We start from the raw sequence: 21909 nt of genomic DNA on the forward strand, positions 1-21909 counted from the left end.
TGTGCATTATCTGTATCTATGGTTATAGATATTATTGATAGCTAGTTATAGTTTGAATAAATAACTGAATTTTCAGAATATACTTGCAATACTGATAATTTTGTGTTTTAATATATTTATTGGTTTTGCCAATAATGAAGGAGAAAAACTAGGAGGAAAAGTTATGAAAAAGAAAGAAACTTTCTCACTTCGGAAGTATAAAATTGGAACTGTGTCTGTTCTTTTGGGTGCAGTTTTTTTGTTTGCAGGTGCACCATCGGTAGTTGCAGATGAATTGACAAGCCTTGCAGAGACTAAGGTGGAAGCAACTGTTCCTGACGCAATCGTCAGCGAATCAGCCTCAGAAAGTTCCGTTGTCGAGGAGTTAGTTGACACTTCTGTGGAGGCTACCCAAACTGATGTAACCACTACAGGTAATGAAGAGGAAACACATGGCTCAGAAGCTCTTGAAAACATCACAAATACAGAAGTAGAAGCGACTCAACCAGCTGTAGAAACTCCAGCTATTTCAGAGAAAAAAGTAGAAGAAGAGGAGAAGCTTGCCGTAGCAGATGAGACTACTGCTATTACTAATCAGGAAGAAGCGAAACCACAAAACATTGATAGTAATACAATCATTACAGTACCTAAAGTTTGGGATAGTGGTTACAAGGGCGAAGGGACAGTAGTTGCAATCATAGATTCCGGTCTTGACGTTGATCACGATGTATTGCATATTTCAGATCTCTCAACTGCAAAATATAAATCAGAAAAAGAGATAGAAGCAGCTAAAGAAGCAGCAGGAATTACCTACGGTGAATGGTTTAACGATAAGGTTGTATTTGGTTATAACTATGTTGATGTGAATACTGTCTTGAAAGAAGAAGACAAACGCTCACACGGTATGCACGTAACGAGTATTGCCACAGGAAATCCGACACAACCAGTCGCTGGACAATTAATGTATGGTGTAGCTCCTGAAGCGCAAGTCATGTTTATGCGTGTATTCTCAGACCTCAAAGCTACAACAGGCGCAGCATTGTACGTAAAGGCGATTGAAGATGCTGTAAAATTAGGTGCAGATAGCATCAACCTCAGCCTGGGAGGAGCTAATGGCTCTGTTGTTAACATGAATGAAAATGTGACTGCAGCAATCGAGGCTGCTCGTCGTGCAGGGGTTTCTGTTGTTATTGCAGCTGGTAATGATGGAACATTTGGTTCAGGTCATTCTAATCCGTCAGCCGATTATCCAGATTATGGCTTGGTCGGTGCCCCTTCAACAGCTCGCGATGCAATTTCTGTCGCTTCTTACAATAACACAACGGTTGGTAGTAAAGTAATCAATATCATTGGCTTAGAAAACAATGCTGACTTGAATTACGGTAAGAGTTCGTTTGATAATCCAGAGAAAAGTCCCGTACCATTTGAAATCGGGAAAGAATATGAATATGTCTATGCGGGAATCGGTCAAGCTTCGGATTTTGATGGTCTAGATTTGACTGGAAAACTTGCACTCATCAAACGTGGAACGATTACCTTCTCAGAAAAAATAGCCAATGCAACAGCTGCAGGTGCAGTAGGGGTGGTCATTTTCAATAGCCGTCCAGGTGAAGCCAATGTAAGCATGCAACTTGATGATACAGCTATTGCAATTCCATCTGTCTTCATTCCATTGGAATTTGGTGAAGCTTTGGCAGCTAACTCATATAAGATTGCGTTCAATAACGAAACAGATATTCGCCCTAACCCAGAAGCAGGTCTTCTTTCAGATTTTTCAAGTTGGGGTCTATCAGCGGATGGCGAGCTAAAACCAGACTTAGCTGCTCCAGGTGGTGCTATTTATGCAGCTATCAATGATAATGACTATGCCAACATGCAGGGAACAAGTATGGCTTCACCACACGTGGCAGGAGCAGCCGTACTAGTAAAACAGTATTTACAGGCAACTTACCCTACTAAGTCCCCTCAAGAAATCGAAGCCTTAGTAAAACACTTGCTTATGTCTACTGCTAAAGCACATGTGAACAAAGAAACAACAGCCTACACTTCCCCTCGCCAACAAGGTGCAGGTATCATCGATACTGCGGCAGCTATTTCTACAGGTTTATATTTGACTGGCGAAGACGGTTATGGCAGCATTACCTTGGGCAATGTTGAGGATACATTCAGCTTTACGGTCACACTTCATAACATTACAAACGAAGATAAGACTTTAAACTACTCAACGCAATTAACAACTGATACTGTCCAAAATGGATTAATCACCTTGGCTCCGCGTCTATTAGCAGAGATTTCTGGCGGTAAGGTGACTGTGAAAGCCAATTCAAGTACAACTGTTACAATTAATGTCGATGCATCAAGCTTTGCAGAAGAATTGACAGGTTTAATGAAAAACGGTTACTATCTTGAAGGTTTTGTTCGATTTACAGATGTAGCCGATGGTGGTGATATTGTCAGCATTCCATACGTTGGTTTCCGTGGGGAATTCCAAAATCTAGCCGTTCTAGAAGAGCCGATTTACAATCTTATTGCCGATGGTAAGGGGGGCTTCTACTTTGAACCTGTTACAGCACAACCAGATACTGTTGACATCAGCCATCACTACACAGGTCTTGTTACAGGAAGTACCGAGTTAATCTATTCTACAGATAAACGATCTGACTTTGCTATCAAGACTCTAGGTACATTTAAAAATGAAGCAGGATACTTTGTTTTAGAGCTTGATGAGTCTGGTAAGCCTCATTTAGCTATCTCGCCAAATGGGGATGACAACCAAGATTCGCTCGCTTTCAAAGGTGTCTTCTTGAGAAATTATACGGATTTAGTCGCAAGCGTCTATGCTGCAGATGATACTGAGCGAACAAATCCACTTTGGGAAAGTCAACCACAGTCAGGCAATAAGAACTTCTATAGTGGTGATCCTAAAAATCCAAAATCAAGCATTATTTACCCTACTGAATGGAATGGGACAGACAGCAAGGGAAATGCTTTAGCAGATGGTAAGTATCAATACGTTTTGACCTACTCATCTGAAGTTCCAGGTGCAGCAGTACAAACTATGATTTTCGATGTTATCATCGATAGAGAATCACCAGTTATCACCACAGCTACCTATGATGAAACAAACTTTACATTTAACCCTCGTCCAGCCATTGAAAAAGGAGAATCCGGTCTATATCGCGAGCAAGTATTCTACCTTGTAGCAGATGCAAGCGGTGTGACAACTATTCCTTCCTTATTAGAAAATGGTGATGTAACCGTTTCTGATAACAAGGTATTTGTGGCACAAAACGACGATGGCTCCTTTACATTGCCTCTTGACCTTGCAGATATTTCAAAATTCTACTACACAGTAGAGGATTATGCTGGTAACATCAGCTATGAAAAAGTAGAGAATCTGATCAGTATTGGCAATGAAAAAGGGTTGGTAACTGTCAATATTCTTGATAAAGATACAAATAGTCCTGCACCAATACTTTTCTCTTACTCAGTCACCGATGAAACAGGCAAGATTGTTGCAGAATTACCACGATATGCCGGCGATACTAGCGTTCTTAAGCTACCATTTGGTACTTACACCTTTGATTTATTCTTATATGATACAGAATGGTCAAGCCTAGCTGGTGAAACAAAAGCAGTCGTGACAATTTCGGAAGAAAATAGTACTGCCGAGGTGAATTTCTATGTGACTTTGAAAGATAAGGCCAACTTGCTGGTAGATATTGATGCATTACTACCTTCTGGTTCAACCATCCAACTGGTAACTGCTGATGGCCAGACTATTCAGCTACCAAATGCTAAATATTCTAAGACCGATTATGGTAAATTTGTACCAGTTGGTACCTACACTATCCTTCCAACCCTCCCAGAAGGCTATGAATTTTTGGAAGAATTAGACGTAGTAGTACTTGCAAACCAGTCAAATGTTAAGAAATTAACCTTGATTAATAAAGTTGCTTTGAAAGAACTGATTGCTGAACTTGCTGGACTTGAAGAAACAGCGCGTTATTACAATGCTAGTCCAGAACTTCAAACTGCCTATGTTAAAGCATTAGAAGATGCCAATGCAGTATATGCCAACAAACACAATCAGGCACAAGTAGATTCAGCAGTTGCCAGTCTTGTGGCAGCGAGAGAGCAGCTAAACGGTCAGGCTACCGATACGGAAAAACTGATTGCTGAAGTATCAAACTACACACCGACTCAGGCAAACTTTATTTACTACAATGCTGAAAATACCAAACAAATTGCCTATGATACAGCTGTTCGTTCAGCACAACTTGTATTGAACCAAGAGAATGTAACACAGGCAGTTGTCAACCAAGCGTTGGCGGACTTGTTAGCAGCGAAAGCCGGCTTAGATGGTCAAAAGACTGATATTTCAGCCCTTCGTAGCGCAGTATCCGTTTCTTCCGTATTAAAAGCGACAGATGCTAAGTATCTCAATGCATCTGAAAACGTGAAACAAGCTTATGACCAGGCAGTTGAAGCAGCGAAAGCGATTCTAGCTGATGAATCTGCAAGCCAAGCAAGTGTCGATCAAGCTCTAGCCGTTCTGACAAGCGCTCAGGCAGAACTGGATGGTGTTGCTACTTCAACAAATGATGCCAAAGAGCCAGCAAATACTGCCACTGACAAAAAAGATGAAGGCACTGTAACGCCTCCACCTATAGACTCAGAAAAAGTTGATGTACAAGCACCTCCTGTAAAAGATACTGGGAATTCAGGATATGTACCGATAGGGCAGAAGCCAAACCCTCAACCAACTTTACCTCGTCCAGTCACTTTGCAAGCTAGTCTATCTAGCCCTAATCAAGAAAAACAAGTGACTCAACTACCAAATACTGGAGAAAATGATACGAGATACTATCTTGTTCTTGGTGTCATTATTGGGCTAGGGACTCTGTTGGTAAGCAAACGACGTCATAAAGAAGAAGTCTAAGAAAATATAGTCATACTCTTCGAAAATCAAAATTATCCGTTGTCAACTTGCCTTGATGAGTGAAAAGCTCCAGTGGAGGTTTTCAGCCTGTTACCTTGAAATAAGATAGTAACAGAGTTCTATCTTCGGCTTCGTTTCCTAGGCAACTTTTGATTTGCATTGAGTATCCTTTTCTACCATTTGTCAGACTTTAATCACGAGTTTGTTATATAAAAGACCGCTTAATCATTGATTAGGCGGTTGTTTGTATTTGAAATTGAAGCCATTGTCTTTTGGATGTTTCTTGAGATATCGGTTGGCTTTACAAGATAATAATCTTGAGCCAGTTGGTCAGCAATATAGGAGTGGAGGTAGGTTGCTACAAGGATTCTTTCATATAGTTGAACATGGGGAAATTGTACAGCAAATCCTGCAATCATACCTGCAAGAGTATCTCCCATACCTCCTGTTGCTTGGTAGGGACCACCAGCTCCTATTGGAGTGACTTGGTTTGGCTGGGTTTTTAGGATTTGAGTAGCAGAACTTTTAGCTACAAGGATTGTATTTTCTTGAAAAGATTGCAAGGCTTCAAGATTTCTTTGGCTTGCTTGGTCAGCAACCGGAATGGCTGATAACCGTTCCCATTCTTTCTGGTGGGGTGTCAGGATGACTTGTTTACACGGGAAGTTCTTTCTGTTTTGCTTTGCGACTAAGGTAAGGGCTGATCCGTCAAGAACTAAAATCTGCTGGTCAGATAAATGTTCAAAAACAAAGTCCAATAACTGTTCAGCTCTGCTATTTTCCCCCAAACCTGGACCAATCAATACCAAGTCAGCATTTTCTAAGCTGCTTATCAGCAAGGCTTGATCGTCAAATGAAAATGCCATAGCTTCAGGCAGATGACTATGTAAGGCTGGTATGTTATCTTTTTCAGTAGCAACAGTTACCAAGCCTGCTCCACTGTTGACGCTTGCTAGTGCGGCCATGATAATCGCACCACCATAGGGATACAGTCCACCAATCAGCAAGACTCGACCATAGCTTCCCTTATGGCTGTTGCGTGTTCTTGCTTGAATGACCTTTCTACAGAGTTCTTGTAAGTCCATACATATTCCCCCTTTTCTTTTTATTATACCACGAGGAATGAGGTTTATGACAATCCAGATTTTAGATAAATTCAAGTTTTCATGCTATAATGAATTCATGGTATTATCAAAAAAACGTGCAAGAAAAGTTATTGAAGAAATCATCGCTCTATATCCTGATGCTAAGCCTAGCTTGGACTTTCGAAATCACTTTGAGTTGGTATGTGCAGTGCTCTTATCTGCTCAAACTACAGATGCTGCGGTGAATAAGGCGACACCTGGTTTGTTCGCAGCTTTCCCTACACCCCAAGCCATGGCGGCAGCAGAAGTGAAGGATATTGAGCCTTATATTTCTCGTTTGGGTTTGTACCGAAACAAGGCAAAATTTTTAAAAGACTGTGCCCAGCAGTTGATGGAACGGCATAATGGTATTGTTCCTCAAACTCGTGAGGAATTAGAAGCCTTGGCAGGAGTGGGAAGAAAAACGGCCAATGTTGTTTTAAGTGTCGGTTTCGGAATTCCCGCCTTTGCAGTTGATACCCACGTGGGACGGATTTGTAAACACCACGATATTGTCAAAAAATCGGCTACACCCCTGGAAACAGAAAAACGAGTCATGGAAGTCTTACCTCCTGAACTCTGGCTCCCTGCTCATCAAGCTATGATTTATTTTGGTCGTGAGGTTTGCCATCCTAAGAACCCTGAATGCGAAAAATTCCCACAATTATATGAATTTGACTAAAAAATCTTCTGTTTTTGAAGATTTTTTTAGTTTTTATGTAAAATTTTTTGAGTAAATTCTGAACATTTTTTTAAATTTTATAAGAATAGTAACTCAGAAAAGAATTATACGAATGTTATATTTTATAAACAAGCCTTAAAGGTGATATATCCGAATATTGTCTAGATAGGTTTCTTTTTTATTGACAAAACACAAACAATAAGCTATACTATATCTTGTAATAAGGAAAAAATACGAAAAACAAACCGTTTTTCTGTTTCAATGTTAAGAAAAAGAGGTAGAAGCATGTTCAACGAAACACCAGTTTTTGACTACGAAGATATTCAGCTCATTCCAAATAAATGTATCATCAATAGCCGTTCCGAGGCAGATACAACAGTGACTCTTGGGAAATATAGCTTTAAATTACCAGTTGTTCCAGCTAATATGCAGACTATTATTGATGAAGATGTAGCAGAGATGTTGGCAAAAGATGGCTATTTTTACATCATGCACCGTTTTGATGAAGAGGGACGTATTCCTTTCGTGAAGCGCATGCATGACCAAGGCTTGATTGCTTCTATCTCGGTTGGCGTAAAAGAATATGAATATGAGTTTGTGACTAGTTTGAAAGCTGATGCCCCTGAGTTTATCACCATTGATATTGCGCATGGTCATGCAGAAAGTGTTATCAAGATGATTCAACATATCAAGAAAGAACTGCCTGATACCTTTGTCATTGCAGGTAATGTTGGGACTCCTGAAGCTGTACGTGAGTTGGAAAATGCTGGTGCGGATGCGACAAAAGTTGGTATTGGTCCAGGTAAAGTATGTATTACAAAGGTTAAGACTGGTTTTGGTACAGGTGGTTGGCAGCTGGCAGCCCTTCGTTGGTGTGCAAAAGCTGCCCGTAAACCAATTATTGCGGACGGTGGTATTCGTACCCACGGAGACATTGCCAAATCCATCCGCTTCGGCGCAAGCATGGTCATGATTGGTTCGCTCTTTGCCGGTCACATTGAAAGCCCAGGTAAAACAATTGAAGTTGATGGTGAGAAATTCAAAGAGTACTACGGCTCTGCATCTGAATATCAAAAAGGTGCTTATAAGAACGTGGAAGGCAAAAAAATTCTCCTGCCAGCCAAAGGCCACTTGAAAGATACGCTGATTGAAATGGAGCAAGATTTGCAGTCATCTATTTCTTATGCAGGAGGACGTGACATTACCAGCTTGAAGCATGTGGACTATGTTATCGTGAAAAACTCTATCTGGAATGGTGACTCTATCTAGTCAAAGAGGACTTGCAATGCAGGTCCTTTTCTTGTTACAATATTTATATAAAATTGAAAGAGAATAAGTATGTACCAAACAAGAAATAACAAAGAGAAGCTCTGGCTCTTTATCAAAATTTTTTTGCCCATTTTAATTTATCAATTTGCTAATTACTCGGCATCTTTTATCGATACCATGATGACTGGTCAGTATAGTACTATGGATTTGGCAGGTGTTTCCATGGCAACAAGTCTTTGGAATCCGCTTTTTTCATTTCTAACAGGGATTGTATCTGCATTGGTTCCAATCATCGCTCAATATTTAGGAAAAGGTGAAAGAGATAAGATTCGTGAGGAGTTTCATCAGTTTGTTTATCTAGCCATCGGATTAACCATTTTGCTCTTGTGCTCGATCCTATTTATCGCTGTTCCCGCCTTGGCTCAGTTTGGACTTGATGAAACTGTTTTTCAAGTTGGTCGGCAGTACCTCTATTTTATTTCCATTGGTATCCTGCCTCTCTTGCTCTTTAGTGTCTGTCGCTCTTTTTTCGACGCCCTCGGTTTGACTCAGCTATCCATGTACCTCATGTTGCTCCTTGTCCCATTTAACAGTCTATTTAACTATCTCTTAATTTATGGGAAAATGGGCCTACCGGCCCTGGGCGGAGCTGGAGCTGGATTGGGTACTGCTTTAGCTTACTGGGCGGTATTGCTAGTAATCGTCATTGTCATGTGCAAAAATAAGACTATTTCTTCTTATCAGATTTGGCGGTGGAGTCCGATTGACCTTTCTTTATTGAAGGAAGGCTTGAAAATCGGTCTTCCCATCGGTTTACAAGTCTTTGCAGAAGTAGCAATTTTTGCAGTAGTAGGGCTCTACATGGCAAAATTTTCAGCACAGATTATAGCAGCCCACCAGTCAGCTATGAACTTTGCGACATTATTATATGCCTTTCCTGCCTCAGTTTCTTCAGCCCTAGCTATTGTCATTGCTTATGAAGTAGGGGCTAAACGACCACAAGATGTGAAAGCCTACAGCCGTCTAGGACGCTTGGTTGCACTTGGTTTTGCAGGCCTAACACTCACTTTCCTTTATTTTTTCCGCTCCAAAGTTGCCTACCTTTATGGTAATGATGCAGAATTTATCCGTCTGACCTCGCATTTCCTGAGCTTTGCCCTCATGTTCCAATTGGCAGATGCCTTTACAGCACCTATTCAGGGGATTTTACGTGGTTACAAGGATACGACTGTTCCATTTATACTTGGTTTGGTTGCCTATTGGTCTATGACCTTCCCAGTCGCATTCTTGCTTGAAAGATTTTTCCAAATGGGTCCAGAAGCCTATTGGATTGGTCTCATTTCAGGGATTTTTGTCTGCGGAATAGCTCTTAATTTGCGCTTGATCAAAATAGCTCATTCTCATTTGTCCGTGAAATAAATTAACTATGAAAGTCGGAGGCATCCGGCTTTTTCTCTCTTGTGAAAATATCTTGCTCATGTTAAAATAAAAGGATAGAAAATCAAATGGAGAAATCATGAATTATTTTAACGTAGGAAAGATTGTTAACACGCAAGGCCTACAAGGGGAAATGCGTGTTTTGTCTGTGACCGATTTTGCAGAAGAACGTTTTAAAAAAGGGGCAAAGCTTGCACTTTTTGATGACAAGGATCAGTTTGTCATGGAAGTGGAAATTGCTAGTCACCGTAAGGCTAAGAACTTTGATATTATCAAGTTTAAGGGCATGTACCATATCAACGATATTGAAAAGTACAAGGGCTTTAGTTTGAAAATTGCCGAGGAAAACTTGACCGACCTTGAAGATGGTGAGTTTTATTACCATGAAATTATCGGCTTGGATGTCTATGAGAATGATATTCTGATCGGACAAATCAAGGAAATCTTGCAGCCAGGTGCCAATGATGTCTGGGTGGTGAAACGAAAAGGTAAGAAAGACCTGCTCTTGCCATATATTCCACCTGTTGTCTTGAACATTGATATTCCAAATAACCGTGTAGATGTGGAATTACTCGAGGGCCTAGACGATGAGAATTGATATTTTGACCCTCTTCCCTGAGATGTTTGCACCTCTAGAACACTCTATTGTGGGTAAGGCGCGTGACAAGGGCTTGTTGGAAATCAACTACCACAATTTCCGAGAGAATGCTGAAAAGGCTCGCCATGTGGACGATGAACCCTATGGTGGAGGACAAGGCATGTTGCTCCGTGCCCAGCCAATTTTTGATACCATGGATAGCATTGAACAAACCAAGCCACGTGTTATCCTATTGGATCCCGCTGGGCGTACTTTCAATCAGGCCTATGCCGAAGAATTGGCACAGGAAGAGCAGCTGATTTTCATTTGCGGTCACTATGAAGGATATGATGAGCGGATTAAGACCTTGGTAACAGATGAGATTTCTCTCGGAGACTATGTTCTGACAGGCGGAGAGTTGGCGGCTATGACCATGATTGATGCTACCGTTCGCCTGATTCCAGAGGTTATTGGCAAGGAAGTCAGTCATACGGATGATAGTTTTTCATCAGGGCTATTGGAATATCCTCAATACACCCGACCATACGAGTATCGTGGAATGGTAGTGCCAGATGTTCTCATGAGTGGGCACCATGAAAATATTCGTAAATGGCGTTTGGAAGAGAGTCTACGCAAAACCTATCAACGTCGTCCAGACTTGTTGGAAAATTACAACTTTACAGCTGAAGAGTTAACTATTTTTGAAAAAATCAAAGCAGAAGACACAGTTGATTAGACTGTGTTTTTCTTGCTAGAAGGAGAAATGATGAAACGCAAGGTATTTGAACATTACCAACCTTATAAGTTAGGAAAAATTGCTAAATACGACTTGGGCAATAATGAAAATCGCATTATTGATTGGTCCTTTTTGCCACAAGAGACCTTGGAAAATTTGGATGTCAATCAATTAAGTTTTTATGGTGATAACACTTACTCCGAACTGATTGAGAAATATGCGGCCTATCTTGGTGTGAATCCCAAACAAGTAACAGTAGGTGTGGGCTCTGATCACCTTATTCACATGATTGTTTCCACCTTTATGGAAAAGGATGATACTTTTTTGACTGTCAATCCAGACTTCTTCATGTATGAAACCTATAATCACATGCATGGTAGCCGTTTTGAAGCCATTGACTTGGAAGCAAAAAACGATACACTCGTCCTGCCAGTAGAGAAATTGTTGGCGCGTGCGGAGGAGGTGAAGGCAAAGATAATCATGCTTTCCAATCCTAACAATCCTTCCTCGGTTGCCTATTCTATGGAAGATTTGGAAAGGTTAGCGACTTCTTTCAAGGGATTGCTGGTTATTGACGAGGCCTATATTGAATTTGCAGAAGTTGAAAGTTTCATCAGCCGACTTGAAGACTATGAGAATGTCTTAGTTTTACGGACCTTATCAAAGGCTTTTGGACTTGCAGGTTTACGAGTTGGCTTTGCGGTAGGAAGCGAAGAGTTAATTTATGAATTGGACAAGGTCATTCCCCCGTTCAGCTTGTCAAACTTGACTGCAAAAATGGCAACCATTGCATTGAATTATACAGACAAAGTTTTAGAAACAGTGGGAGTAATTCAGAATTTGCGAGAAGAAATGATTTTATTCTTGCAAGGGTTAGATAACTGTCAAGTTCTACCTAGTCAGGCTAGTTTTGTAACGTTTAAAGCACCGTGGGCAGAAGAATTTTATCAGCAAGCCTTGGCACAGGATTGGAATTTCAAATATTATCCAACAGGTAAATTAGAAGGGTATATTCGCCTATCTATTGGCCGTCCAGAAGAAATGGACATGATAAAAAAAATGATTGAGAAACTAGTGGAAGCGTAGATTTCTGCTAGTTTTTTTGATTTTTCGAAAGAAAATGATAGAAAATGATTGACATTGGCAGAAAAACGTGTATAATGATTTTTGTAAACGATTGCAGGAGGTGTTGGACATTCTCAAATCAGAACGCAAGCAAGTCATACTAGAACTCATTCAAGCACAACAATTTATCCGATTGGAAGAATTGGTTGACATTCTAGCAACATCTGAATCCACTGTTCGTAGGGATTTGGACGAGTTAGAAAATGAAGGGAAACTTCGAAGAGTGCACGGCGGTGCGGAAGCACCTGCTAATTTGCAACTGGAAGAATCCATTCTTGAAAAATCTGTCAAAAACGTTCAAGAAAAACGGATGATTGCTGAAAGAGCAGCACAGTTAATCATGGACGGCGATGTGATTTTTGTAGACGCAGGGACGACAACCGGTGTCTTGATTGACTATCTCCAACAGGATAATCTAACAGTCGTGACCAATTCCATTCACCATGCTGTCAAGTTGGTTGAACGCAAGATAAAGACCATTATTATAGGTGGTTATGTCAAGCAATCAACCGATGCTTCAGTAGGTGCTATGGCTTTGGAACAAATTCGACAGCTCAATTTTGATAAGGCATTTCTGGGGATGAATGGTATTGATAAAAACTATTTTACAACGCCAGATATTGAAGAAGCGACCATCAAACGCACTATCATAGACAATGCCAAAGAAAGTTATGTTTTGGCAGATGCTTCTAAAATTGGTCAATTCTCCTTTGTTAAAGTTGCGGCAATCGAAAAATCCAACATTATCTGCCAATCTTCAGAAAGCAGTTTGTTGGATATCATAAAAGAGAAAACGAGGGTAATCGAGGTATGATTTATACAGTTACGCTCAATCCAGCGATTGACTATATCGTTCGTTTAGAACATGTCGAGACGGGCAGTGTCAATCGTATGGAGAGCGACGATAAGTATGCCGGCGGTAAGGGAATTAACGTTAGCCGTGTTTTGAAGCGCTTGGGCTATCCGAATACAGCAACGGGTTTCCTTGGGGGATTCACAGGTCAGTTCATCAAAGATGGATTGATTGCCGAAGGAATTGATACTGATTTTGTTCAGGTTGATCAAGATACACGTATTAACGTGAAAATCAAAGCTGACCAAGAAACAGAAATCAACGGTTTGGGTCCGATTGTGACAGATACACAGTTGGCCGAATTAGAAATGGTCTTAGCAGGATTGACCAAAGAAGACACCGTTGTCTTTGCTGGATCTGCTCCAGCTAGTCTTGGAAACGAAGTCTACAATAGGCTGATTCCTGTGGCTAAAAGAGCAGGAGCGCAAGTGGTCTGTGACTTTGAAGGTCAAACACTTCTGGACTCACTTGCTCACCAACCACTCTTGGTCAAGCCGAACAATCATGAATTGGAAGCTATTTTCAATGTTGAATTGAATGGCATTGCAGACATCGAGACCTATGCTAAGAAAATCTTAGACATGGGAGCACAGAATGTGATCATTTCTATGGCTGGTGATGGTGCTTTGTTGGTCACTCCAGCAGCTACTTACTTTGCTAAACCAATCAAGGGTACAGTGAAAAACTCTGTCGGAGCTGGAGATTCCATGGTGGCAGGATTTACTGGCGAATACGTTCGCTCACAAGACCCGATCGAAGCTCTCAAATGGGGAGTTGCTTGCGGTACGGCAACAGCCTTTTCAGATGATTTGGCAAGTATCGAATTTATTAAGGAAACTTATGAAAAAGTTGAGGTAGAAACACTATGAAAATTCAAGACGTTTTGAGAAAAGATGTCATGTTGCTTGATTTGCAAGCGACAAGCAAGGAAGCAGTTATTGATGAAATGATTGCTAGTTTGGTAGAAAAAGGTTATGTAACGGATTTTGACGTATTCAAAACAGGTATCATGAACCGTGAAGCACAAACGACAACAGGACTTGGTGACGGTATCGCAATGCCACACGCTAAGAATGCAGCTGTCAAAGAAGCGACTGTTCTCTTTGCAAAATCAAATAAGGGTGTTGATTACGCAAGTCTTGATGGTCAACCAACTGACTTGTTCTTTATGATTGCCGCTCCAGAAGGGGCTAACGATACTCACTTGGCTGCCCTTGCTGAATTGTCTAAATACTTGATGAAAGCTGGTTTTGCTGATAGACTTCGTGCGGCAACAAATCCAGAAGAAGTGATTGCAGTATTCGATACAGCTGAGGCCGCTGACAAGGCGACTGAAGAAGTAGTTGCAGCACCAAGTGGCGACCGTCCATTTATCGTTGCAGTTACAGCTTGTACAACTGGTATTGCTCACACTTACATGGCAGAAGAAGCTCTTAAGAAGCAGGCTGCTGAGATGGGTGTTGATATCAAGGTTGAAACAAACGGTGCATCAGGTGTTGGTAACAAACTAACTGCTGAAGACATTAAGAAAGCAGCGGGCGTTATCATCGCAGCAGATAAGGCTGTTGACATGCCTCGTTTCAATGGTAAACCATTGGTATCTCGTCCAGTTGCTGCTGGTATCAAACAATCTGAAGAATTGATTAACCTTATCTTGGATGGTAAAGCGTCAGTCTACACAGCGTCAGAAGGAGCAGCTACTGTGGAATCTTCAGAAAAACTCAGTCTTGGTAAAGCCTTCTACAAACACTTGATGAGTGGTGTTTCTCAAATGTTGCCATTCGTTATCGGTGGTGGTATCTTGATTGCCCTTGCCTTCTTAGTGGATAACTTTATTGGTGTGCCGAATGACAGCCTTAGTAACTTAGGATCTTATAATGAAATAGCTTCTATGTTCATGAAGGTTGGTCAGGCAGCCTTCGGTTTCATGTTGCCACTTCTTGCAGGATACATTGCTTACTCAATCGCTGAAAAACCAGGTTTGGTTGCAGGATTCGTAGCTGGTGCGATTGCTAGCAGCGGTCTTGCATTTGGCAAAATCCCTTACGCAGCTGGTGGTGAAGAAACCCTTGCCCTTGCTGGTGTATCATCTGGTTTCTTGGGTGCCCTTGTCGGTGGTTTCCTTGCTGGTGGTGTGGTCCTTGTTCTTCGAAACGCTTTGCGTAACCTACCAAAATCACTCCAAGGTTTGAATGCCATCTTGCTTTTGCCACTTTTGGGAACAGCAATCACTGGTTTCTTGATGTTCTTCGTTAACATCCCAATGGCAGCTATCAACACAGGCATGAATAACTTCCTTGCAGGTCTTGAAGGTAGCTCTGCTATTCTCCTCGGCCTCGTCCTCGGTGGTATGATGGCAGTTGATATGGGTGGTCCAGTTAACAAGGCAGCTTATGTCTTTGGTACTGGTACACTTGCAGCAACAGTTTCAAATGGCGGTTCAGTTGCTATGGCAGCGGTAATGGCAGGTGGTATGGTTCCTCCGTTGGCAATCTTTGTAGCGACACTCTTGTTCAAGGACAAGTTCACGCAAGAAGAGCGTAACTCAGGTTTGACAAACATTGTTATGGGTCTTTCATTCATTACTGAAGGTGCAATTCCATTCGGTGCTGCTGACCCAGCTCGTGCAATCCCAAGCTTTATCGCTGGTTCTGCCCTTGCAGGTGCCTTGGTTGGTTTGTCAGGCATCCAATTGATGGCTCCTCACGGTGGTATCTTCGTTATCGCTTTGACTTCTAACCCACTTCTTTACCTTGCTTATGTAGCAATTGGTGCAGTAGTATCAGGTGTTCTTTACGGCGTACTTCGTAAAGCTAAATAAGATTGTAAACCTTGTCATTTGACGAGGTTTTTTCATCTGGAAAATGCTATAATTAGATCAAGATATAAATAATTATGTAAATAATACCGAATATAGTATATTGAGCCATATTTTGTTTGCTTTAAAACAGTATATTATTAGAAAAATATGCTATACTTTTAAGTAAGAAGAAACAAACGAAGGAGCTTCATATGTTTTGGAAGGAAAAGCAAAATAAGTTTTCTATTCGCAAATTTAATAGAGGCGTTGCATCAGTTATTATTGGTATGACTGCCGCCTTATTTTTTGTACCAAATTTGGCTATTAAAGCAGAATTGACAGCTCTTGCCCATACAAATGTAGCAAGAGAACAGATATCCTATAAGTATGTCCTTTATTCGGAACTGACATCAGATGAGAAGGCACGAATTCAAGCGACCATTCCAGCAAGGCAGGTTGGGGATACCCATACTTACTATATGGTCTATCGGCCAAAGACAAATTTGCCTCAAACAGGAGATATACCGACTTTTACAAGTAGTCTGGTTGGTTTAGGGCTATTGATTATCGGTCTATCTCTTACAAAAGATAGGAAAAAACGAATTGTTAGAAGTCTGATTATTTTAACTGCTACAGGTAGTCTTTCAGTGGCTGCAATTTCTACAGGTAGCCTCTCAGGTTTTGATAAACAATTTACCCTTTCCATAGGTGAAGCTTTGCCACAAGCAGTGATTTCTATAGATCAACATGAATTTGTAGGTTATATTTTAGAAGGGCATGTTAATTCTGAAGTAATCACAGTTAGCGAAGCAATTATTGGTGAACAAGGGTCATCGAGCGAATTGATATTGCCAAATATATTGGTTGAGGGAATATCTAAGCATTCAGAAGCTCCCATTGTTGATGATACTATTCCTGAGGAACCCACAGCGCCTGTTGTCCCAAGTTCTCCAGTTACGGAACAACCAGTAGCCCCCGTTCCACCAGCTACAGAAGATGAAGTTCTCCCCGAGGAACCAACAGATCCTGTTGCCCCAAGTTCTCCAGTTACGGAACAACCAGAAGCCCCTGTTCCACCAGCTACAGAAGATGAAGTTCTCCCTGAGGAACCAACAGATCCTGTTGCCCCAAGTGCCCCAGTAACGGAAGAGCCAGAAGCCCCCGTCACTCCCGTTCCACCAGCTACAGAAGATGAAGTTCTCCCCGAGGAACCAACAGCGCCTGTTGCCCCAAGTTCTCCAGCTACGGAAGAGCCAGAAACTCCTGTCACTCCGGCACCACCATCAACAGAGGGCGAAGTTCTCCCCGAGGAACCAACAGATCCTGTTATCCCAAGTGCCCCAGTTACGGAAGAGTCAGAAACTCCTGTCACTCCGGCACCACCATCAACAGAGGGCGAAGTTCTCCCTGAGGAACCAACAGATCCTGTTATCCCAAGTGCCCCAGTTACGGAAGAGTCAGAAACTCCTGTCACTCCGGCACCACCATCAACAGAGGGCGAAGTTCTCCCTGAGGAACCAACAGATCCTGTTGTCCCAAGTGCCCCAGTTACGGAAGAGCCAGAAACTCCTGTCACTCCGGCACCGCCATCAACAGAGGGCGAAGTTCTCCCCGAGGAACCAACAGATCCTGTTGTCCCAAGTGCCCCAGTTACGGAAGAGCCAGAAACTCCTGTCACTCCGGCACCACCATCAACAGAGGGCGAAGTTCTCCCTGAGGAACCAACAGATCCTGTTGTCCCAAGTGCCCCAGTAACGGAAGAACCAGAGGTTCCAGTCACTCCCGTTCCACCAGCAACAGAGGCCGAAGTTCTACCTGAGGAACCAACAGATCCAGTTGTCCCAAGTGAACCGGTTACTGAACAGCCAGAAGAACCAGAAACTCCCGTTCCACCAGCTACAGAAGTCGAAGTTCTACCCAAGGAACCAACAGCGCCAGTTGTCCCAAGTTCTCCAGTTATGGAAGAACCCGAGGTTCCAGTCACTCCCGTTCCACCATCAACAGAAGATGAAGTTCAACCTGAGGAACCAACAGCGCCAGTTGTCCCAAGTGCTCCAGTTACGGAAGAGCCAGAAGCCCCCGTTCCACCAGCTACAGAAGATGAAGTTCTACCTGAGGAACCAACAGATCCAGTTGTCCCAAGTGCCCCAGTAACGGAAGAGCCAGAAGAACCTATTAAAACTAAACCGAAGTTAGTTTTATCAATTCTTAAAGAAAATGTAGATGATAAGAGTGTAGAACTAAGCTATACACTGACAGATAGTGATTCTACATTTGTCAAGGCTATGGCATCTCTATACAAAGGGGATGAATTAGTCACAGAAAAAGAAATTCTAACACAAGAAGAGCTATACAAGGTTCAATTTGCTAACTTACTACTGAACACTGAATATAAAGTTAAAACACGATTTGCCTATAATTTAGGTAGTGATGATGTGGAAGAAGAGCTCGGAACAGAAAAATTTGAACTAGAAAATAAATTACTGGAATTACGAGAATACAAGAGTATTGAGCTGTATCAAGTTGATGAATTTGGTGAGAAAACAAGGGTCACAGCCTTGAGTAATCTTCCAACTTCTGTAGAAAATTATCTTGTTAAAATTGCTACTGTAAACAATAAAGAAATCTACCTCCCCGTCGATAACTTCGAGAATGATGTCAATGGCATTAAGGTGAGCATTATTCATCCAAAATTAGTAAAATTTGATCAGAACAATTCTAATTTCGATGAACACCATACCTTTACAGTTGATAAGCTTGTCTTACAAGAGGGGGCCTACAGTAAATTTAGTGAATTAGTAGATGCTATCAATAACAATCCTAGTGGAACTTATTATCTAGCTGCTGATATGGTTGTTGATAAGGAGGTTTCGACCGACACCTACATTACCAAAGAATTTACTGGAAGTCTGAAGAGCCTAGGTGAGCAAAAGACTTATTCTATTTTGCAGTTGGATAGACCGCTGTTCAGCACGCTCAAGAATGCAAGGGTAGAAAATATCTCCTTAAAAGACGTGGCTATTTCAAACGACCAAACGGAAGTAGCAGCTCTAGCTAAGAAATCAGACAAGTCTACCATCGATAAAGTTTCTGTTTCAGGGAATATTACTGCCAAACAAAATATTGCTGGTTTGGTTTACGAAGCAACAAACGGTACAAGCATTAGTAATTCCATCATTGATGTCAGTCTAGGTAACACAGCAAGCTATGAAACCTACTATATGGGTGGTGTTACAGGAATACTAAATAGTTCAACCATTGACAAGGTAAGGGTTAATGTGACAATTGATGCTAAGACAGCAAGTGGTCGCGGACAAAAAATTGGTGGTGTCACTGCGGAGATGGCTTTGTTCAGTCAGCAACCTATGATTACCAATGCCTATGTTACAGGAAATATCCAGGCTACAGCACCTGCTGATACTGGAGGTGTTGTAGGTACAGCTAGGATGTCTGTCTTGAATAATATAGCAACAGGTGCATCTGTTACCAATGGGGGTATCATCGCTTCGGCACAAAATCTATATACTACATACGGGTCAATGCCAACTAATATTTATAGTGTTGAAGGTCATGCAGCAGGCCAACCAAATCCTACCATTCAGTCTACAAGCCTTTCTCAAGAAGCCGTGCTAGAGAAAATCAAGGCATGGGGAATTCCAACAACACCAACCACAACAGGACAGGAAAATAGCGATAGTCAGTCGAATTCAGTGCAGACCATCGATTATAACCAGGTTCAAAATGCTCAGGCTAAACGAAGAACTGCCTATGAAAACACGTCTAAGTTGTTGCCATTCTATGACCGGAATACGATTGTTAAATATGGTAACTTGATTGATGAAGCAAGTAATCTCTATAGCAAGCCTATCCAGTCAGTTCTGACCTTGAATGAGGATGGAGTAGCAACAAATATCTATGACCAACACGCTTCCTTGACCAAATTACTGATCCATTATGAAGATGGAACTTCAGAAACTCTACCTTTGGTATTTAAGGGAGAGTACGGCAATACCAAAGTTGTTGAATACCGCTTAGGTGAACAACTCCTCTATACACCAGAACAATTACTATCTCTGGAAACCAGTCTCATCGATGAACTAGTGACAGCATTTTCTCAGGTTGATCTTTACAGCCAAGAGATGGCTGACATCTTACATATCCAAACTACAGACAAGAACGCCAAACTAAAAGACTTGTACTTAGATGAATCCTTTGCAGAAGTCAAAGCCAATCTCGAAGTCCATATCAAAGGTTTGCTGGCCAATAGACAGGTGGTTGATACAACAAGCAAGGCTGTCAGGGATGTCATTAAAAAAGAATTCTTGGCAGATAAAGAAAAAATTATGTTCGCCCTTGCCTACCTCAATAGGCTATATGGCATTAAATATGGAGATACCAATATCAAGAATATTGTGCTCCATCATGCGGATTTCTATAAGCGTCAATTAGATACTCTAGACTGGTTGAAGTCATTTACAAATCAGATAATCAAGGATACAGATCAGTATTATGTTTCACAACAAGGCTACGAAGATATGTATTTTGACAGGTTAACGCTTGCCAATAATGCAGAAATTCATAAAGAACGTTTTGGGGCACTCTCTAGTCAACTTGGAACAGTTCGTGATTTCTTGGAATACAATAAGAAATTATTCTTGGGAGAAACTGATTCAAGGAAGTGGTTTAAAGAAGCGACCAATGCCTTTGTTTATGAAATTCCATCCAATGCAAACTCGAGCATTGACACCAGTCTATATAGTCATCTGGGACGTATTCCACGCTATGAAAAATACTACTTGCCATTGCTGAATATCAAGGAGAAGGATGATATTTTCGTAATGAGCTCAATGGCAACAGTAGCCTTTGGTGGTTATGGAAGATATGTGGATACGGCTTTGAAAAAGACCAATCCTGAACAATATTACCAAGAAGTTAAGACAGTACAGACAAGTCTGATACCGAAACACGGAAAACGATTAGGTGACTTTTTGGATATGTGGTATCAAATGGCAGATTCTAATCTGAGAGATAAGTTTATCCAACGCTCAACTGAAATTTGGGATGGTTACTGGATCAAGGATTCAAATGCATTTGAAGACCAAACTGATAAACGTCGTTGGGCAGGTAAGTATGACCAGGAATACCGCTATGTTCAGGAGTTGGCAGGTGCCTTGAATGAATGGCATAGAAAATCGAATGATAGTGCCTTTTCAGACACAGTAACCTTTGTAAAATTCTCAAATCGGGACATGCTATCGGATTTAGGTGATTCGACCATGAGCCATGAATTGGTCCATAACTATGATGAAACGATCATGTTGGATGGTTATAAGCGTCGTCCTGGTCAAGATGCAGAATCCTATGCTATGGGCTTGTTGCAGTCATCAGCTGGTGGAGGTATTTATTACTATGGATTTAATTTCATGAATGAACATAGTCCAAATACCCCACACAATGTTTCAAGTAGTCGCTTCAAAACAAAAGAGGATTTGCAAACCTATCTAAAAGGAATCTTTGATGTTACCTACCTCTTGGATGCAGTCGAAATCCAAGCGATTGCTACTAAGGGGAAAGAGGCTTATCCTTACTTTTTTAACAAGATAGAGTTGGTTCCAGCCACTGAAGCACACACCAATCAGATTCCTGGCTATCAAAATACTCATGATCGCATTAGGAAATTAAGTGATGATGAGCTGGCTAACCTGAATATTGCGACTATCAACGATGCGATTGACCATGCCCTAGTTGCCAAAACATCACTGTTACCAGAGCAAGACTATCTACGTGAAAATTTGAAGAACTATTATTTCGTACCGCTTTATTATCCGATTTATGCAGGATTACAAAATGATCAAGGTACTGTCGGTGGTTTACAATTCCGTAAGACAGCCTTGGAACTTCTTGCTGCAAAAGGTTGGGAAGAAGGCTTTATTCCTTATGCAACAGACAAGCTAAAAGCGGAAGCAGAGGCGGCAGGTCGTCCATTATCCGATCAGTTTATTTTTGAAAAAATATTTGCTGATCAATATGCGGATTATACAAGCTTCAAAAAAGCTATGTACAAAGAACGCCTAGATAAGAAAAATAGTATGAAGGCTATCAGTTTTATCTACAATGGTCGGACTGAAACAATCGAGAATTACGATACTCTTAAGCTCCTGATGCAGGATGCAGTTAATAAAGATTACCAGGCAGCTCAGAATGGTCAAATAGGATTTAATCGTCAAGGTTTGAAAGATGCTATTTTGAAAGCCTATGTCAAGCTAACAGATAGTTTCAGTTCCTCTATATTTGGAGAATGATGGAAGTCTGCTCTATATACAAAATGGGAAGAAATTGAAAGATAATATTTTCGGTTTCTTCCTTTTATTTTTTTAATCTTCAA

Annotated in this window: 12 protein-coding genes; 11 read left to right on the forward strand and 1 reads right to left on the reverse strand. The window is 41.3% G+C overall.

The window, feature by feature from the left end; all coding sequences use genetic code 11:
• The first annotated feature begins 163 nt into the window (after positions 1 to 163).
• Positions 164 to 4921, forward strand: coding sequence for a S8 family serine peptidase (locus K6969_RS05960; RefSeq protein WP_029174085.1), 4758 nt, complete (start codon positions 164 to 166; stop codon positions 4919 to 4921).
• A gap of 221 nt (positions 4922 to 5142) precedes the next feature.
• On the opposite strand, the gene K6969_RS05965 is transcribed toward K6969_RS05960, so the two are convergent.
• Positions 5143 to 6006 carry an NAD(P)H-hydrate dehydratase gene (locus K6969_RS05965; RefSeq protein WP_029174084.1) on the reverse strand — a complete coding sequence of 288 codons (864 nt, stop codon included), beginning with the start codon at positions 6004 to 6006 and terminating at the stop codon, positions 5143 to 5145.
• Between the two features lie 97 nt (positions 6007 to 6103).
• Between K6969_RS05965 and nth the strand changes: the two genes are divergently transcribed.
• The 10 genes from nth (at position 6104) to K6969_RS06015 (ending at position 21826) form a co-directional block, all read left to right on the forward strand.
• The gene (gene nth, locus K6969_RS05970; RefSeq protein ID WP_012775083.1) at positions 6104 to 6727 is read left to right on the forward strand and encodes an endonuclease III; all 624 of its coding nucleotides are present in this window, start codon (positions 6104 to 6106) and stop codon (positions 6725 to 6727) included.
• 285 nt (positions 6728 to 7012) lie between these two features.
• Entirely contained in the window at positions 7013 to 7996 is a 984-nt protein-coding gene (guaC, locus tag K6969_RS05975; protein ID WP_029174083.1) for a GMP reductase, read from the forward strand.
• 69 nt (positions 7997 to 8065) lie between these two features.
• Entirely contained in the window at positions 8066 to 9415 is a 1350-nt protein-coding gene (locus tag K6969_RS05980; protein WP_029174082.1) for an MATE family efflux transporter, read from the forward strand.
• A gap of 97 nt (positions 9416 to 9512) precedes the next feature.
• A complete protein-coding gene (gene rimM, locus K6969_RS05985) occupies positions 9513 to 10031 on the forward strand; it encodes a ribosome maturation factor RimM (protein WP_015646874.1) in 519 nt (172 codons plus the stop codon).
• On the forward strand, positions 10021 to 10746 hold the full coding sequence (trmD, locus tag K6969_RS05990) for a tRNA (guanosine(37)-N1)-methyltransferase TrmD (RefSeq protein WP_002941457.1): 726 nt from the start codon (positions 10021 to 10023) through the stop codon (positions 10744 to 10746). The genes rimM and trmD overlap by 11 nt, the downstream gene beginning before the upstream one ends.
• 30 nt (positions 10747 to 10776) lie before the next feature.
• Positions 10777 to 11832: a pyridoxal phosphate-dependent aminotransferase gene (locus tag K6969_RS05995; protein ID WP_171942626.1), complete on the forward strand. Its 1056-nt coding sequence runs from the start codon at positions 10777 to 10779 to the stop codon at positions 11830 to 11832.
• Between the two features lie 103 nt (positions 11833 to 11935).
• Positions 11936 to 12685 carry a DeoR/GlpR family DNA-binding transcription regulator gene (locus tag K6969_RS06000; RefSeq protein ID WP_002941466.1) on the forward strand — a complete coding sequence of 250 codons (750 nt, stop codon included), beginning with the start codon at positions 11936 to 11938 and terminating at the stop codon, positions 12683 to 12685.
• Complete coding sequence (gene pfkB, locus K6969_RS06005; RefSeq protein WP_044764651.1) at positions 12682 to 13593, forward strand: 1-phosphofructokinase; 912 nt, start codon at positions 12682 to 12684, stop codon at positions 13591 to 13593. The genes K6969_RS06000 and pfkB overlap by 4 nt, the downstream gene beginning before the upstream one ends.
• Complete coding sequence (locus K6969_RS06010; RefSeq protein ID WP_171942627.1) at positions 13590 to 15545, forward strand: fructose-specific PTS transporter subunit EIIC; 1956 nt, start codon at positions 13590 to 13592, stop codon at positions 15543 to 15545. Before pfkB ends, K6969_RS06010 begins: the two co-directional genes overlap by 4 nt.
• Before the next feature lie 191 nt (positions 15546 to 15736).
• Positions 15737 to 21826 (forward strand): ZmpA/ZmpB/ZmpC family metallo-endopeptidase, encoded by a 6090-nt coding sequence (locus K6969_RS06015; protein WP_321537488.1) that lies wholly within the window; start codon positions 15737 to 15739, stop codon positions 21824 to 21826.
• Positions 21827 to 21909 lie beyond the last annotated feature (83 nt).

The sequence above is a fragment of the Streptococcus suis genome, from assembly GCF_019856455.1.
In the GTDB taxonomy this organism is placed as follows: domain Bacteria; phylum Bacillota; class Bacilli; order Lactobacillales; family Streptococcaceae; genus Streptococcus; species Streptococcus suis_AE.